The organism is Puia sp. P3, from assembly GCF_050632245.1.
Classification (GTDB): domain Bacteria; phylum Bacteroidota; class Bacteroidia; order Chitinophagales; family Chitinophagaceae; genus Puia.
Map to the genome: position 1 here is coordinate 5,220,437 of NZ_CP192583.1, position 14,939 is coordinate 5,235,375.

A 14,939-nucleotide genomic window follows, 5' to 3' on the forward strand; every position below is an offset into this window, starting at 1 on the left:
AACTAACAGGTTTTCATGGACAGGATTAAAATACCATAGGTAAAATACATCCCCACCCGCCATTTTACAATAGGAAAATGACACAGTATTTTTCCCCGGTTCCCCCTCCCACCGTCCGGCCAGCCCTCCCCCGGGGCCCCATCCCTCTCCACAGTCACATCACTCTCCACAGTCACATCCCTCTCCACAGTCACATCCCTCTCCACAGTCACATCCCTCTCCACAGTCAAATCCCTCCCTCTCAGGTCCATCTCCCATCCCCCCATTGCGCGGTTCACACTCCTCCCCTTCCCCTCCGCGGTTCACGTCCGGTTCACAACCCCTCCACCAGCCGCGCGACCTTCACCCCAAACCCCCTGGCCGGGCATAGACCACCGTCACCTGAAAATCAGCCTCCCCCTTCTCGATAAGGGCAATTTCCCCAGCCCCGACCCCTGACCTGGCCGCCAGTTCGTCGATCGTCAACCCCTGCTGTTCGCGTAAAATGGAAATTCGCCGTCCAAATTTGTGTAAGAGATCGTCCTGCTCCATAGACAAGTTTTTTCAAACTGATTGAATGTTCAGTCCGATCGGAAACTTTGCAGGACAAATAAAGGATAACTATCTATCCTCTATACGGCGGACGGCTCCGCCTAACCATGCGCTACTCCTGATTCTCGTAGTCGAGCAGGACAGTAGGATGTGCCTCCAGGGCAACGGCGAGTTGTAAGAGTGTTGTAAAGGTGATATTGATCATTCCCTTTTCGATCTTCGCGATCTTGCTATTGTCAATGCTACAGGCATACGACATTTCACGAAGACTAAGACCTTTGTCCTTGCGGAGTTTCCTCAAATTTTCTCCGAATCTTTTCAAAACCTTTTTGTCGGTGGGCGTAATCATACTTTATACTATGGTAAGCCTAAGTTGGACGATTTTTTGAAAAGAGCTGAGGTCTTATAAGTCCGCAATTCAAACTTAATAATTTGTTCATCACAAACTCCCTGTCTCAACGCTGATCTCAGCCCTACCAGATATCAATAATCGATCTTAATATCCGTGATCTTGCGCGGCAGCCATACCTGCGACGCAGCCCTCACCCGTCAGCGAGTTCATGCGCTGATTCCAGAACACCATCCCCACAGAAGCACAGGTTCATAAATTGACCGGGTCCGGACGCTGCGCCCGGACAGTCTTATAACCCTCCGCCCTGGCTATAAAAACAACAAGAAATCTTCTCATAGCTGCAGCTCGTTCCATAAAAATAAAAAAACCAGCAGATTCGGTCTAAAGAAAATCCCGAATCCCAGCTGGCGCTAATTTTATTTCCATCACACGGCTTCACCCCGGCCGCGATCTCACCCATTCCCCCCAGTCTCCCACCGCGGTCCCCCCGCCACACCTCACGGTTCACGTCCTCCACCTAATCCCATCAACCCACGGTACACATCCACCAAACCGCGGTTCACATCCTCCCCCGGATCCTTATAAATTTCGGATACATCCCAAAAACAGCATACACACCATTCCTATAAATAATATCCAGAAAACCGAGTTCAAAATATACCTATTCATACCAATCATAAATGCGATTGCCAATAACATTCACCATGACCGCACACTTTGGGGAATCCGTTTCCCAGTCGTCACCTCTCCTCTTCATCAGTCCGCAATAAGCGTTATTTAAAAACACCTGGAAAGTCGTAGGAATCCTGTTCTGAAGTCCTCCCTGAAGGGGCTTGATCTCACCACGGTAGTGCTTGCCGTCGTAGTCAAAGTTGATCGGAAATCTGTTAAACATAAATTAAGGTTTGTGAAAGCCCGCCGCATTTTACAGCGGCGGGCTCGGTTAAGTATTAGAGTGAAGAACGGTTCTGAGGTTTATCCGGTTGGTCCTCTTTATTTTTTCTTTTTTATGCTTGCCTTTTGCAGCAATCTGGGCCTGCAGATCGGCATCATAGGGCGCTGACACCCCATGCTTGTCATCCGGCTTCCCAAGACCCGTCGTCGGACCTCCCTTCGCCCCCATGTCCCTTTCCTCGTCTGCATTGCCAGTGGAATATCCACTTTTGTCTGTCTTTGGATTTGGCATAAGACTTCATTTTTTTGGGTGATAGAATAATACCTTAACCCTAAAAATAATCATGCCAGTTCCCAACACAATTCCGCTGCAACCGACGGGTCAACCAGCGATCCGCCCTTATGCGTATCACCAGCCACCGGCCCGGCGAAAGGCGCGACATCCGACCGGCACACCCGTCCCCGCGCAACACGCGACCCCTACCAGTCCCGCGAAACGCGCGCGCCCTACTGGTCCCCGCCCCGCGCAACCCCCTATCTGATTTGTGGAAAAGCCATACCCGTGATCTTGCGGTACAAGTCAACAGCGTAGAGATCCGTCATCCCGGAAATAAAATCTACTACCGACTGTATATCGCTATACAACCTGCCAGGCTCCCGGGAAATAACAAACTGTCTGGAAATAAGTTGAAGCAGCTTCTCGGATTTCACCGAACGCGGGCTCAGGACAGCGCCGAAGAATTCCTTCAGCATTCCGCCGATCACATTATAACCCGCAATCTCTATTTCTACCACCGAGCGGTGGTTGTAGATATGCTCGACTGAAAAGGCATCGATCTTCTTCATCAGCGCCAACTCCCTCGCCGGCAGATAGTCTATCAGCGACTTCTCGAGACTGCCCTCCAGCAGCAGTTCCTCCCGCTCCATGAAGATGTCCCGCACCCGGAAGATTAGCAGATTGATCAGCATCGCCCTCAGATACTGCACCTTCTGATTGTCGTCATTGATCTCATGGAAGGTCTTCTCCACCCGCTCCCTCGAATTGTATCCCTTCTCATCGTCAAAAAAGGAAAGGAAAAGGTCCCGGATCGTCTCTATGGATATAATATTGAGGCGGTGCGCATCCTCAAAATCGATGACCCGGTAGCAGATATCGTCCGCCGCCTCCACGAGGTAAACATACGGATGACGGGCAAAAACATTCTTGTCGCCGCCTTTCTGCGGTATCCCCAGTTCCCGGGCAACGGCTTTATAGGTTTCCACCTCCGAATCGAAATACCCGGACTTCTTGGTCACCGAGCTGCTGCTTGTTGAACCCGTTCAGCGAATCGGAGGGATATTTGACGATCGACGCCAGCGTCGCATAGGTAAGCCGGAAGCCCCCCAGCGCCCGCTCATTGAAATTATGCGTCAGCGTTCTGAACGCATTGGCATTGCCCTCGAAATACAAAAAATCCCGCTGCTGATTCGGCGACAACTCCGCCTCAAATCGACTCCTCGCCTCCCCCGTCAACTCCCGGAAGAAATTGCGGATCGCGTCCTCCCCCGAATGTCCGAATGGCGGGTTGCCGATATCATGCGCCAGACACCCCGCGGCTATCACCGACGGAAGCTCGTATTTATAGAATTCTTTGAAATCCTCCCCAAGATGGTCGTATTTCGCGCCAAGGGCATCCCCCACCGACTTTCCCAGCGACCTCCCAACAGACGCCACCTCCAGACTGTGCGTCAGCCGGTTATGTACAAACACCGGCCCCGGCAAAGGAAATACCTGGGTCTTGTTCTGCAAACGCCTGAATGCTGAAGAAAAAATTATACGGTCATAGTCCCGCAGAAATGAAGTCCGGACATTCCCCTCAGGCGACCCGGGCACCGAACCCGGCACCCCCGCCTGCACAGCCCCAACCATAGCAATCTTGGTCGCTCCCGTCCGAACAGGACTATACAGCTTCTGCCAGTTCATTTTTTCCATCGGACGCAAATATATACATTTCACCCCCTCCACCCCTCAAACCTCGCAGCCACCCGGGGTTCACCCCTCAAATCCGGCCGCCCCGGATACCTCAAACCTCGCCGCATCCCCTGGTTCACACCCGCGGGGCACCAACCTATGGCTTATAAGCCACCACATTCTCCAACACCCCAATCCCATCGATAGATATCTCCACCCGATCCCCCGGCTGTAGCGTAAACTCATTCCCTGGAACCAGACAGGTCCCCGTCATCAGAAAACACCCGTATATAAAGTCCATTTCCTGATACAACCACTCCGCCAGCTCGGTCAGCTTCCGCTTGATCTGGCTGATAGCGACCTCCCCGTTATAGACCGAAGCGCCCTTACGGAGGATAGTCATACGGATCATCGTTGTCGCCACTATCGGCGCCGCCGGCACGTACAGACAGGGACCCATCGCCGCGCTCCGCTCATATACTTTCGCCTGCGGCAGATACAACGGGTTCTCCCCCTCGATGCTCCGCGAGCTCATATCATTCCCGATCGTATACCCCTGGATCGAACCCCCGCTGTTGATGAACAGCGTCAATTCCGGTTCCGGCACATTCCAGCCCGAATCCCGGCGGATATATACCTCCTGCCCCGACGCCACCACCCGGTGCGGCTGCGACTTAAAGAACAGCTCCGGCCGCTCGGCCTCATATACCTTGTCATAAAAGGTAGCGCCTCCCGACTCCTTCGACTCCTCCATCCGCGCATCACGGCTGCGCAGATAGGTGACCCCCGCCGCCCAAACTTCCTGCGTCCCAACCGGAGCCATCACCCCATCCCGCACCCAGCCCTGCGCCTCATGCGAAGGCACTTCTGACACCCTCGCGGAAGAAGGCTCCGCCTTCACCAATGACGACAAATAACCATACAAACCCTCCCGGTTCACCAGTTCATCCCATTCCAGCTCGATGCCATAATACTTCCCCTCATTCTCCAGGAGGTTTCCCTTTTTTGTCTTATAAAGTTTCATTTAATTTCAATTTAAAATTATAATCAATCTCATCTCCCTTTTTCATGTGACGCGGACCGCTGTAATTGTTCACCAGCATCGACTTCCCCTTAATGCCGACATCGACACCTCCCTTCCCCTCATTCAACCATTCCCCCGGCCCGGACAGCAAAAACCCTAAACCTGTCTTCCCCGTTCCGATCCAGGCCTCCGCCATTTTTTTGCCCGGCTCCCATTTCCAGTGATAAATACTGTCAAACGCATAATTCCCGTTTCTACCCAATCCCTGCATCGATTTAGCAACCCCCTTCTCCATTGGAATATGCATCACGATATCCTTCAGATCGACATCCTGCAGCGCCGTCACACGAACCTTCAACGATATCACTCCCTTATCCGAAGCTTCACCCTCTACATACATACTTACCGCATCCGCGACCGTCGTCGCATCCCACTTCGCCCGGCCCTCCTCCTTCTCCCCAAACTTCAACTCCCCATTCCTGAGCCGGAAATCCTTCCCATCCGCCTGATTTATAAAATGAAAATGCACATTCTCCGCCAGCAACGCAACCCTCTCCCCCGCCGGGTCGATCCACACCTGCTGCGGAAACCCCTGCTTATTCAACAACAGCTCCCTCCCCTTCAAAAGGATCAGGCTGTCCCCCTGCACCTCCAGGGAAACCTTATTCTGTCCAAAAACAACCGTACTGGCAACAACGATAAATAGAGTGAGCGGCAAGGCAATCTTTTGCATGCCTGAAAGATAAGCGTTAAATGTCAAATCAACACCCCGCCCCCGCAAAAAAGCAGTAACCCCCTCCCAGCTGCTCGCAGCCGCGGACGGCCTCCGCTTCCCCGTCGTCGTAAAAGCCAATATCGGCGGCAGTGGAACCGGCATTACAAAATACCAGACAAAAGAGGACTTACGCACTGCCATAGCCGAAGGCAGCCTCCTTCAACCTCTGCCCCGCCGACATCACCGCCGGAGAAAAACAATTAACCCACGCTTAAAACTCGTCCGAATATGCGATATGGATACTGGATGCCCGTCTCCAACCGCGGACTCCGCAGCGGACTCGCAGGCACACCCGCACAGGTCCGGGACCGGATCGCGGAATTTGAACAGGCCGGCGTAGACTTCTTCCTCCTTCAGTGCAGCCCCCAGTTGGAAGAAATGGAACGGTTCGCCGACGCGATCATACCCTCCGCCGCCGGCACCACCTCCGGCGCCGCCACAGCCTCTCCATCCGCCACCACCCCGGTCGTAACCACCACCGGTCTAACCGACGGATAAAATAACAAACAAAAGAACAAACTAAAGAAAAATATACCCTTGTTGGTATCTAACAAGTTCTCGGAGAACGAGACCGCCACCACCATTACCAGAAAACTCCCCGACAAAACATCCCTCCTGCGCCAAACAACCACCCCTCCAGCCACCAATACCGCCAGGTACAAAACTCCCCCGGGCAATCCCACATTCAGCAGGTAGCTCAGCCACTGATTGTGCGCATTCAGCTCATGCGTATACGAAATAGTCAGCTGATGAGCATAGTACCGCTCCTTCAGTTTCGGCACTTCCGCTCCCGTCCCATAACCAATCCACGGCGAGTCGCGGATCAGCTCCCACGCACAAGCCCAGCGCACCATCCTGGGCTCCGGATCCTCTTCCCTCCCGGTAACCCTCGTCATATCCTGCTTCAGGGACACCAGATACCGCGTGTAAAGGGTCTGGTTCCGGAGCACCAGCAGCGCGAGCAGCAGACTAACCAGAATATATACTCCCGCCCCTACGATACGCAGCCTGCCCTTCAATAACAACCACGGAAGCACATTCAGGATCACCAGCACCGCCAGACAGACGGCCCGCGACGCCAGCTGCACAAGCGCCAGCAAAAACAACGCCGCGACCAGACCATACAGGACCTTTACCCACAACACCCTTTCCTCAATCCCCACACAAATCACCACCACCAGCGCTATCGCCACATCCATCGCAAAATAGGTCGCATGCGCGTCGATCGGAGCCGTAAAAGAATGATTGAGATAGTCGGGCGTGAACAACGCCCCCAGATCAGGCGCCGCCAAAATTGCACATACATATAAATAGACGACAGTGAAAAAACAACTCAGCGCAAACGCCTTCAGCAACGGCCATTTCACCCTGCTCCAGTCCAGCCGCGAATGCCACGCGATCCACGGAAACAACACCAGCGCCAGCTGCTTCTCCATATGCCGCTCCGCATCCCTCCAGCCCGGTGCATACAACACCCCCACCAACATGATCAGGAACAAACAACTCACCAGCCACCCCACCCACCGGAAACTAAACACCCTCCCCGCCACGAAACTCCCGCTCCGTGAACCATCATCATTACCACCCCGTGAACCGCCACCCCCCCAACCTCCCCGTGAACCATTACCACCCCAACGACTCCGTGAACCACCCCCAATCCGTGAACCGGCCCGACGTCCCCGCGGCCAAACCTCCACCACCGTATGCAAAAACAACCCTATCAACGCCAGCTCGCTATAAACTCTGTCGAAGGGCAACATCACCAGAAAAACCAGCAACAAATAATAGCTGATCCTATTCCCTGGAGTATCGTCGATATACAAGATTTCTCTCATTCCTGAATACAAATACACTTCTTAAAATAAAACGATCATATTTCCCGATCACATTCGGCCAGCTATAACGCTCAGCCACCTTCTCGAAATTCCGCCCCGTCATCCCCTCCTCCGCCACACCCCGCACAAAACCATCCACAAACTCCCTCACACCCGCAGCCGAAGAAAAATAGTACGCATCCCCACCAAGCACATTCCGGTTGAACGCATTGTCATGCGCCAGGATCAACGCCCTGCTCGCCATCGCCTCCAGCAACGACGGATTCGTCCCACCCGTACTATGCCCGTGAAAATACAGAAAAGAGAACGCCTTCAGCGAATGCAACCGCTCCTGCTCGAAGATCGCCCCGACAAAAACTATCCTCGCATCCCCCGAAAACTTATTCTTCAAATACTGACCATGCTGATTCGAAAAATTCCCCACCACCAGCATCTTCCGCGAAGTCCGGCTGTCCCTGAACCCATTCAGCACCATCTCGATATTGTTCTCCTCTTCCATCCTCGCCATCAGCAGCAGATAGTCCCCCGGCTCCACCCCAAACGCCCTCGGCACCTCCTCATCGGCAGAGTTGAAGACATCCGCGCCATAAGCGATGTACTCGGTCCCAATATTATATTTATTGAGATAATAATCCTGAATCACCGGAGAATCCGCGATCCGGAAATTACTGAACCGCACCGCCAGCCGCTCCGCATACAGCAGAAACCGCCGCGTCAGCTTCGAATACTTCGCCCGCTGCCACTCCAGACCATCCATATTGTAAATGATCACTACATTCTCGGGGAAAAGAAGACCCCAGATCGAGCTGCTCGTATACCCCAACTGCAGGATGACGTCGAAATTCCTCTCCCGCGCGTCCATGATACAGTTAAGGTCGTAAATGAACTGCCCCGCACTGCCAAAAAGATATTCCGGGTCAAAGCAGTGAACGATATTCACCCCTCCCACTGCTTCCCTTGCCAGGGATGGTTATGCGAATTGTAAACAGTAACCTCGTGTCCCGCCTTCACCAGCCCCGGCCCCAGATGCTCCGCAAGCTGCTCGAATCCCCCGTAGTGGTTGGGTATTCCCCTCGTTCCCATAATTGCTATTCTAAGACTCATAACGCACCCATTATTTTATCATATCCTTTCGCAATCCCCGCCGCCGCCCTTCCCCAGGTATAATTGGTTAATATTTTATTCCGCAGGTCCGTCCTGAAACCGGCCCGGGCCGCGTCATCCACAGCTTTGAAAATGGAAGCCGGGTCATCCGGGTCGCAGTAAAAGGCATAGTCGCCGTAATACTCCCGCACATATCCCTTGTCGGTAATGACGATATTACACCCCATAGCCCCCGCCTCCAGCGAAGAAAGTCCACAGGTCTCGAACCAGCTGGGTAATATATGGACCTTCGCCCGCTGGTAGTACTCCACCAGGTCACGCTGAGGGATATGACGGATGAACCCGATATTTTCCCCGGCGATCTTTCGGCACTCCCGATAGTAATCCGCGTGCCCCGGACCATGGTCGCCGATAATTAACAACTTATACCGGCTGCCACTCAGCGCCCTTATCAGATTGAGCTGATTCTTCAAACCCTCGATACGCGCCACGCACAGCACCAGCCGGTCGTCCTTCTTCTGCCGCGCGTCATAAGCGAACAATTCCGAATCCAGGCCGTTGGGGACCGCTACACAATCCGTCCGCACGTCGTAAAGCTTCTCCAGCTGCCGGCTCTCGAGCACGGAATTGCAGAATAGCAGCGAAGCCCCGTCCAGTATCTCCTGCACCGACGCCTGCTGCCCCTTCCACAAATAGCTCTTCGTCATTAGCTTGTCCTTGCCGAGCACATACCGGGCAATCGTCTTGCAATATTCGATAGCTCCCGGAGACAGCAGACGACAGACCCATCCAGAAAATCCCTTCCGGTGATGCCTGTCATACCCGCTGTAATCCACCAGCAAAGTGCTGACGACAAATGGTTTTCCGCTCCGGACATGACAGAGAATATCCGCCGGGCGGATGAGATTGAAAAAATGCAGCAGGTCGTACCTGTCATAGTCGATAACAGCATCGGTTAGCAGTATATCCACCTCGATACCCAGTTTCGCCAGATGCCGGGCAGTCTCCGCCACCTGAAAAGTATCCCCGCCTACCACAGTGTACAGAGTCGATCTCGTTATAAATGCTACTCTCATGCGCGCGCCTGTTGGGTAAATAAAAGATGTATCGACCGCCGGATAATATCGATATCCAAAAGAAAATTCGCATTCCGTATGTAAAAGATATCCCACTGAAAACGCGTGACGATAACCGCCCCGTCCCGCTCCGAAAAAGGCCCGTGAAGCCCCTTGATCTGAGCCATCCCCGTAATGCCGGGCCGGATCGTATACCTCATCGGATGATCGGCGACGATCCGCGAGAATACCTGGTTATCGGTCAGCATATAAGGTCTGGGACCAACAAGACTCATCGAACCCATCAGCACATTGAAGAATTGGGGCAGCTCATCCAGATACGTACCACGTAGCCATCTCCCCAGGCGCGTGATCCGTCCATCTTCCCGGCCCGCCGGTACCTTGTCGGCCAGCGGATTGACAACCATGGTCCGCATCTTTATGCACACAAATGGCCTCCCACCCTTACCTATCCTCTTCTGAAAAAAGAATACGGGACCGGGAGAATCCAGCTTGATCAGCAACGCCAGCAGCGGCAACGCCCAGCTAAGCACAAAAACAATGACCAGGACCGAGAATAAGAGATCAAAAACTCTTTTAAAAAAGAAGTAGTTCATTCTATAAAGAGCAAACGCACATACAAATGTGGCGGTTGCCTACGATCTCCCAACGGCAGCCGCAACAATCCACCATCCCCAACACCGGCAGCCCTCATCCTTCCCAAGGCAACCGTTACTCCCTAAAAACCGTTTTTCATCTCATAACAGCCATGAGACCAAGCATTCTAAAGGTTTTAGCTTATTTCGACCTCTTCAGCTACCCGGTCACCTCTGCCGAAATACTCCTCTTTCTCGATAAAGAGGTTGCCCCGGCCGACCTGACAAGACAGCTCGAAGAACTTATCCACGAAGGACTGCTCTTCAGGGACGGAGAATTCTACAGTCTCAGGAACGACCCGGCCCTGACCACCCGGAGAAAACGCGGCAACCACCACGCCGACGAACTCCTCAAAATAGCCGGTCGTATCTCGCGCCGGCTCTACCGCTTCCCTTACGTCCGCGGCATCGGCATATCCGGCTCGCTCTCCAAACATTTTGCAGACGAACACGCAGACATCGATTATTTTATTATTACGCGACGCAACCGCCTCTGGATAGCAAGAACCCTCATGCACCTCTTTAAAAAGTTTACCTACCTGACCAACAGGCAACACTGGTATTGCATGAACTACTACGTCGACGAAGACGCACTCGAAATAAAAGAGAAGAATATTTTCACCGCCACAGAAATGATCACCCTCCTGCCCGCCAGCGGCAACGGCGGACTGGCAAGATTCTTCGACGCCAACAACTGGACAGAACGCTATTTCCCTCACTATAAATACCGCTCGAAAGAAGCGCGGGGCCCCCTCCCCAAATCTTTGGTCAAGACGGCACTCGAAAAACTGCTCGACAATCGCTGGGGCGACGGGCTCGACGACCTCCTCCAACGCTGGACCAACCGGCGTTGGCAAAAAGAACAACGCGGCGAACGCAACGTAAAAGGCGACCGCATGTCCCTCCAGAACGACAAACACTTCTCCCGCCCCAACCCCGAAAACTTCCAGCAATCCATCCTCGAGCGCTACAACCGCCGCCTCAATGAGCTTCAATCCCAGTGGTCACTCACCCCTTCTTCCGAAAGGATATAATATAGTAGTCACCCACCGATCTCCAGGGCCACCCCGTTTTCCACCTGTCCTCCAGCCTGCGCAACCGCGCATATAAACCCGGCCTCTTCTCCGCAAAATGCTCGATATACGAAGGCGGCACTATCGTACAAAGCCCCTCCAGCCCCAACAATTCAAAATCCGCCGGCATATGCCGCCGGACATAAGACGGCGAATAATACCAGCACCGGAAATAAACCCCCTCCACATGCGACTTCGCCCCCCGCACCGCCGTACCCAGCCGCCTCAGCGCCGTCCGAAACTTCCCTTTGAAGACCAGCATCAACTCCCACAGACACACCGGCGGCAGGATCACCAGCGTCACCTGCCCGCCCGGCCTCACCAGTGGCGACAACGAGCCCAAAACTTTATCCAGACTACTCGTACAATTCAACCCCGCAAAATTGGAAAAGACGAGATCGAATGGCCCCTTCTCCCGCAGCAGCTCCAGCGAATTATAGGAGCACAACTCCGTCGTCACCCTCTCCGTCAGGCCCAGCCGCTGCATCTTCTCCCGCACCTGCTGCTGCATCCCCATGGCGATATCCGTCGCATGCACCCTGTACCCCTGACCCGCAAAGAATGCAGCATCCTCCCCCGTACCCGCATTCAGCTCCAGGATCGAACCACGGGCCGGCATATATCGAAGTACGTGCTCCCGCACCCGCCCACGCTTGTAGTGGATGATCGTATTGCCCGCATCATACTCGTCGAATACCAGCGACTGCCGGCTGAACGCCTTCGCCGCCTCGACCTCATTGATTATGTCCAATGGCTTCATATCGCGATAGTTTTATTCGATCAACAATTGACGCCGGCCCGTATAAGAAAAGACTCGCCGCCTTCTTCAAGGCCGCGCCCGAAATTCGCGCCGGCCCGCCCACCAGCTTCCCGCACCTGCTTCAACGCCAGATGCCACCGGTAACTTTTGTGCACATACCGGTGCAGTCGCTTATAAAAATCGGGCGGATAAGTATTCCTGAACATCAGCTTCAACTCATCCGAATCCGTCCAGTTGGTCTTCTCCTTCAGATCGGCCTTCACCTTGTCGTAGAACTCCGTTCCCGGCAAAGGATACGAGACCGATATACCAAGACTATCCGGTAACAGCCGGTTGATCATCTTCACCGTCTTTTCGATATCCTCCTTCGTCTCCCCGGGATAACCGAACTGAATGAACCACGACGGCCGCATCCCCGCCTCCCTCACCAACCCTGTAGCGGCAATGATCTGCTCTATCGTGGTACCCTTGTCCATCGCATCCAGTATCTTCTGCGATCCACTCTCCGCACCCATCCAGATATTGTCGCAGCCCGCCCTCGCCAATGCAGCCACATAATTTTCCTGCACCAGCAGATCCGCCCTCGACTGTATCTTAAAGGTAAAAGACAATCCCCCTCCTCCACCAGATCCGCAAACTCATTCACCCACCCCGGCTTCAACCCGAAAATATCGTCACAGAACCAGATATGATCAAATCCATAGCTTTCCTTCAGCATCCGCAGCTCACTTACCACATGCTTCGGCGACCGGGCATTGTACCGGTTGCCATATATCGGTTTCGCACACCAGTTACACTTGAACGGACAACCCCTCGTCGTCCCGATATTCAAAGAGAAATACCCATTTTTTCCAACCATACCCGCCGGTAACTTTCAATATCCACCAGATCCCAGGCCGGCAAAGGCATCGCATCCAGATCCCGCATCACCGGCCGCGCCGCCGTCCTGAAGGGCATCCCGTTTTTCATCCACCCAAGACCCCGGATCGAAGCAAAATCTTCCGCGCCATCCCTGATACTCTTCACCAACTCCAGCAACGTTTGCTCCCCTTCCCCCAACAAAACAAAATCCGCCCCTTCTCCAAATACTCCTTCCAGTGATCCGTCGAATCCGAACTCGACAAGATTACCACACATCCCCGCTGCCTCGCCAGCCGTATCATCCGGTAAGCCGCCTCCCGCATATTCGTCAGACACATCTTCGTCAGATAGTTGAACCCATCATCATAAACCACAAAAAATCCGGTCGCTGAACCTCCAGCAAAGGCCTCACCTCTTCCGGGTCCTCCACAAACATCGTATCGAATAACCCGACCCGAAAACCATTCTCCCGCAACAACGCCGCCGCACCGATCGTCGCCAGCGGCGGATAAGGCTGACCCGTCACCCACTGCTTTGGATCGAACCGCATGAAATAGGAATGTGAAAAAAGAACAGTCTCCATGACTCACTGGTTTGCCGTTGATTGATAAATGAAATAATGCTCCTTTATAACACTGTTCGTGAACGACGCCAGACCATCCAGCGTCCACGACTTGCTCCCGACAACTATCCTCCCCGTATCCAGCGGCATATTCGACACCAGGACATAATTCCCAAGCCCCTGCAAATAGGACGAACGCGCGATCTCCTCGCCGATCTTCGGCCTCGGCCGCGGCCAGTAACTGGTCTTCCACACGACGTAGCTGCCCTCCATATCCGCCGTTGTACAATATAGCCGCCGCCCAAGATATGCGCTCACCATCGGCACCCCGTTGTACCCGTCCACAAGCACCAGCTGCCTGTCCAACCCCCTCTCCCGAAGAAAATCCGCCACATCCTTCGACGACGAAAAAGGCCGGACGATATCCTGCTCATACGCGATCAGTCCAACTGCTACCTGTACAAACAATATCCCATACAGAGCAAGCCTCACCGGCTGCGGCACCCCTTCAAAACCTCCTCCCGCCATCCACCACGCCGCGAGAAAATAGACATATACCATCCCAAAATACCGCGTCGCCACCTGCTGCGTCACGATAAAAAATGCCCATATCCAGAACACACATACATAATAAAACACCATCGCCTTCCTATCCTTCCTCAATATTATCCCCGGAAGCAAAAGCAACAACCCCAGCAATAGCACCTGAAACACCGGCGGCACACGCTGCGGGCTGAACAGATAACTGTTCCAGAAATGCCCCTCCATCAACTCCCTGACACGGGGCACCGGCAGCCAGCCGCGAACCACGGCCAACGCCGCAAACGACAGGTTCTTCCCCGACAACCACTCCGCCGGATATACATGATGAAAGCTTTCCTCTGAAGGAGTTCGCGTCTGGACAACGACACTGACCAGACCGAGAACGAACAGCAGCGTGAACACGCCAAAACGCCAGGAAATCCACTCCCCCCGATACTCCATCGCCAGATAGGTAAATACCCCCATCGCCGCAAACGCAAAGAACAGATGGGCATTGCATAACAACACCAGCACCAGCCCGATCCCGATCAGCCGCCTCCGCTGCTCCCGCAGCAGCACACAGACCAGGAACAGCAAAAAGATGCCCAGCGCATAGTTCCTGCTCAGCACAGAGAATTCGAATAAAAAATAATAACCCGACAGGATAAGTATCTTGACCCACATGCCGAACGGCGCAAAACGAAGCAAAGAAAAGCGCTAAGCCCCGCGATCACCAGATGCATCACCTGCATCCCGACATAGCTGCGGGTAATAAAATGCGTTACAAAAAAGATCATAAAATTCCACAGCCGCGGATGCCCGTCATAGCGCATATTATAATACAACGCCCCCAGCGAATCACTGTCCCTCCCGATCAAAAAATGCTGCGACTCATCCAGCCATAGCTCATGGTAGTGCAAACCCAGCGCCGCCAGCAGCAGATACGCGGCCAGCAGCGGGAGCACGACAACATAAGACAAAGGC

The 14,939-nt window shown here is 53.7% G+C and carries 21 protein-coding genes; 1 reads left to right on the plus strand and 20 read right to left on the minus strand.

The features are described from left to right. Nucleotides 1–2: 2 nt before the first annotated feature. The 14 genes from ACQ86N_RS32715 to ACQ86N_RS32780 form a co-directional block, all read right to left on the minus strand. Nucleotides 3–278, minus strand: a complete 276-nt coding sequence (locus tag ACQ86N_RS32715; RefSeq protein ID WP_431210696.1) for a hypothetical protein — start codon at nucleotides 276–278, stop codon at nucleotides 3–5. 64 nt (nucleotides 279–342) lie between these two features. Next, complete coding sequence (locus ACQ86N_RS32720) at nucleotides 343–531, minus strand: helix-turn-helix domain-containing protein (RefSeq protein ID WP_431210697.1); 189 nt, start codon at nucleotides 529–531, stop codon at nucleotides 343–345. Between the two features lie 112 nt (nucleotides 532–643). Further along, nucleotides 644–880, minus strand: coding sequence for a helix-turn-helix domain-containing protein (locus ACQ86N_RS32725; RefSeq protein ID WP_431210698.1), 237 nt, complete (start codon nucleotides 878–880; stop codon nucleotides 644–646). Between the two features lie 664 nt (nucleotides 881–1,544). Then, complete coding sequence (locus ACQ86N_RS32730; protein ID WP_431210699.1) at nucleotides 1,545–1,778, minus strand: hypothetical protein; 234 nt, start codon at nucleotides 1,776–1,778, stop codon at nucleotides 1,545–1,547. A 48-nt stretch (nucleotides 1,779–1,826) separates the two neighbouring features. Then, nucleotides 1,827–2,069: a hypothetical protein gene (locus tag ACQ86N_RS32735; protein ID WP_431210700.1), complete on the minus strand. Its 243-nt coding sequence runs from the start codon at nucleotides 2,067–2,069 to the stop codon at nucleotides 1,827–1,829. Between the two features lie 242 nt (nucleotides 2,070–2,311). Beyond that, complete coding sequence (locus tag ACQ86N_RS32740) at nucleotides 2,312–3,073, minus strand: hypothetical protein (protein ID WP_431210701.1); 762 nt, start codon at nucleotides 3,071–3,073, stop codon at nucleotides 2,312–2,314. Next, nucleotides 3,027–3,740 (minus strand): dGTP triphosphohydrolase, encoded by a 714-nt coding sequence (gene dgt, locus ACQ86N_RS32745; protein ID WP_431210702.1) that lies wholly within the window; start codon nucleotides 3,738–3,740, stop codon nucleotides 3,027–3,029. Before dgt ends, ACQ86N_RS32740 begins: the two co-directional genes overlap by 47 nt. A gap of 145 nt (nucleotides 3,741–3,885) precedes the next feature. Continuing rightward, the gene (locus ACQ86N_RS32750) at nucleotides 3,886–4,752 is read right to left on the minus strand and encodes a fumarylacetoacetate hydrolase family protein (protein WP_431210703.1); all 867 of its coding nucleotides are present in this window, start codon (nucleotides 4,750–4,752) and stop codon (nucleotides 3,886–3,888) included. Then, nucleotides 4,739–5,668, minus strand: a complete 930-nt coding sequence (locus ACQ86N_RS32755; RefSeq protein WP_431210704.1) for a glycoside hydrolase domain-containing protein — start codon at nucleotides 5,666–5,668, stop codon at nucleotides 4,739–4,741. The genes ACQ86N_RS32750 and ACQ86N_RS32755 overlap by 14 nt, the downstream gene beginning before the upstream one ends. Nucleotides 5,669–5,880: 212 nt before the next feature. Next, nucleotides 5,881–7,362 carry an O-antigen ligase family protein gene (locus ACQ86N_RS32760; protein ID WP_431210705.1) on the minus strand — a complete coding sequence of 494 codons (1,482 nt, stop codon included), beginning with the start codon at nucleotides 7,360–7,362 and terminating at the stop codon, nucleotides 5,881–5,883. Further along, nucleotides 7,322–8,302, minus strand: a complete 981-nt coding sequence (locus tag ACQ86N_RS32765; RefSeq protein ID WP_431210706.1) for a DUF1972 domain-containing protein — start codon at nucleotides 8,300–8,302, stop codon at nucleotides 7,322–7,324. Before ACQ86N_RS32765 ends, ACQ86N_RS32760 begins: the two co-directional genes overlap by 41 nt. Further along, nucleotides 8,299–8,445: a hypothetical protein gene (locus ACQ86N_RS32770; RefSeq protein ID WP_431210707.1), complete on the minus strand. Its 147-nt coding sequence runs from the start codon at nucleotides 8,443–8,445 to the stop codon at nucleotides 8,299–8,301. The genes ACQ86N_RS32765 and ACQ86N_RS32770 overlap by 4 nt, the downstream gene beginning before the upstream one ends. Nucleotides 8,446–8,462: 17 nt before the next feature. Further along, on the minus strand, nucleotides 8,463–9,542 hold the full coding sequence (locus tag ACQ86N_RS32775) for a glycosyltransferase family 4 protein (RefSeq protein ID WP_431210708.1): 1,080 nt from the start codon (nucleotides 9,540–9,542) through the stop codon (nucleotides 8,463–8,465). Beyond that, complete coding sequence (locus ACQ86N_RS32780) at nucleotides 9,539–10,138, minus strand: sugar transferase (protein WP_431210709.1); 600 nt, start codon at nucleotides 10,136–10,138, stop codon at nucleotides 9,539–9,541. Before ACQ86N_RS32780 ends, ACQ86N_RS32775 begins: the two co-directional genes overlap by 4 nt. Nucleotides 10,139–10,290: 152 nt before the next feature. On the opposite strand from ACQ86N_RS32780, the gene ACQ86N_RS32785 reads away from it, so the two are divergent. Continuing rightward, nucleotides 10,291–11,211 (plus strand): hypothetical protein, encoded by a 921-nt coding sequence (locus ACQ86N_RS32785; protein WP_431210710.1) that lies wholly within the window; start codon nucleotides 10,291–10,293, stop codon nucleotides 11,209–11,211. Here ACQ86N_RS32785 and ACQ86N_RS32790 read toward each other — a convergent pair. The 6 genes from ACQ86N_RS32790 to ACQ86N_RS32815 all read right to left on the minus strand — a co-directional run bounded on the left by ACQ86N_RS32790 (nucleotide 11,186) and on the right by ACQ86N_RS32815 (nucleotide 14,935). Continuing rightward, nucleotides 11,186–12,010: a class I SAM-dependent methyltransferase gene (locus ACQ86N_RS32790; RefSeq protein ID WP_431210711.1), complete on the minus strand. Its 825-nt coding sequence runs from the start codon at nucleotides 12,008–12,010 to the stop codon at nucleotides 11,186–11,188. The genes ACQ86N_RS32785 and ACQ86N_RS32790 overlap by 26 nt on opposite strands. A gap of 20 nt (nucleotides 12,011–12,030) precedes the next feature. Then, nucleotides 12,031–12,621 (minus strand): B12-binding domain-containing radical SAM protein, encoded by a 591-nt coding sequence (locus tag ACQ86N_RS32795; protein WP_431210712.1) that lies wholly within the window; start codon nucleotides 12,619–12,621, stop codon nucleotides 12,031–12,033. A gap of 217 nt (nucleotides 12,622–12,838) precedes the next feature. Then, nucleotides 12,839–13,207: a hypothetical protein gene (locus tag ACQ86N_RS32800; protein WP_431210713.1), complete on the minus strand. Its 369-nt coding sequence runs from the start codon at nucleotides 13,205–13,207 to the stop codon at nucleotides 12,839–12,841. A gap of 7 nt (nucleotides 13,208–13,214) precedes the next feature. Then, entirely contained in the window at nucleotides 13,215–13,454 is a 240-nt protein-coding gene (locus tag ACQ86N_RS32805) for a hypothetical protein (RefSeq protein ID WP_431210714.1), read from the minus strand. A 3-nt stretch (nucleotides 13,455–13,457) separates the two neighbouring features. Next, on the minus strand, nucleotides 13,458–14,639 hold the full coding sequence (locus ACQ86N_RS32810) for a hypothetical protein (RefSeq protein ID WP_431210715.1): 1,182 nt from the start codon (nucleotides 14,637–14,639) through the stop codon (nucleotides 13,458–13,460). Further along, nucleotides 14,579–14,935, minus strand: coding sequence for a hypothetical protein (locus tag ACQ86N_RS32815; RefSeq protein ID WP_431210716.1), 357 nt, complete (start codon nucleotides 14,933–14,935; stop codon nucleotides 14,579–14,581). The genes ACQ86N_RS32810 and ACQ86N_RS32815 overlap by 61 nt, the downstream gene beginning before the upstream one ends. Nucleotides 14,936–14,939 lie beyond the last annotated feature (4 nt).

Coding starts and splice junctions, on each gene's coding strand:
- ACQ86N_RS32720 (WP_431210697.1), bottom strand. CDS start 531: ATGGAGCAGGACGATCTCTTACACAAATTTGGACGGCGAATTTCCATT.
- ACQ86N_RS32725 (WP_431210698.1), bottom strand. CDS start 880: ATGATTACGCCCACCGACAAAAAGGTTTTGAAAAGATTCGGAGAAAAT.
- ACQ86N_RS32730 (WP_431210699.1), bottom strand. CDS start 1,778: ATGTTTAACAGATTTCCGATCAACTTTGACTACGACGGCAAGCACTAC.
- ACQ86N_RS32735 (WP_431210700.1), bottom strand. CDS start 2,069: ATGCCAAATCCAAAGACAGACAAAAGTGGATATTCCACTGGCAATGCA.
- dgt (WP_431210702.1), bottom strand. CDS start 3,740: ATGAACTGGCAGAAGCTGTATAGTCCTGTTCGGACGGGAGCGACCAAG.
- ACQ86N_RS32750 (WP_431210703.1), bottom strand. CDS start 4,752: ATGAAACTTTATAAGACAAAAAAGGGAAACCTCCTGGAGAATGAGGGG.
- ACQ86N_RS32755 (WP_431210704.1), bottom strand. CDS start 5,668: ATGGCAGTGCGTAAGTCCTCTTTTGTCTGGTATTTTGTAATGCCGGTT.
- ACQ86N_RS32760 (WP_431210705.1), bottom strand. CDS start 7,362: ATGAGAGAAATCTTGTATATCGACGATACTCCAGGGAATAGGATCAGC.
- ACQ86N_RS32770 (WP_431210707.1), bottom strand. CDS start 8,445: ATGGGAACGAGGGGAATACCCAACCACTACGGGGGATTCGAGCAGCTT.
- ACQ86N_RS32775 (WP_431210708.1), bottom strand. CDS start 9,542: ATGAGAGTAGCATTTATAACGAGATCGACTCTGTACACTGTGGTAGGC.
- ACQ86N_RS32780 (WP_431210709.1), bottom strand. CDS start 10,138: ATGAACTACTTCTTTTTTAAAAGAGTTTTTGATCTCTTATTCTCGGTC.
- ACQ86N_RS32785 (WP_431210710.1), top strand. CDS start 10,291: ATGAGACCAAGCATTCTAAAGGTTTTAGCTTATTTCGACCTCTTCAGC.
- ACQ86N_RS32790 (WP_431210711.1), bottom strand. CDS start 12,010: ATGAAGCCATTGGACATAATCAATGAGGTCGAGGCGGCGAAGGCGTTC.
- ACQ86N_RS32805 (WP_431210714.1), bottom strand. CDS start 13,454: ATGGAGACTGTTCTTTTTTCACATTCCTATTTCATGCGGTTCGATCCA.
- ACQ86N_RS32810 (WP_431210715.1), bottom strand. CDS start 14,639: ATGTGGGTCAAGATACTTATCCTGTCGGGTTATTATTTTTTATTCGAA.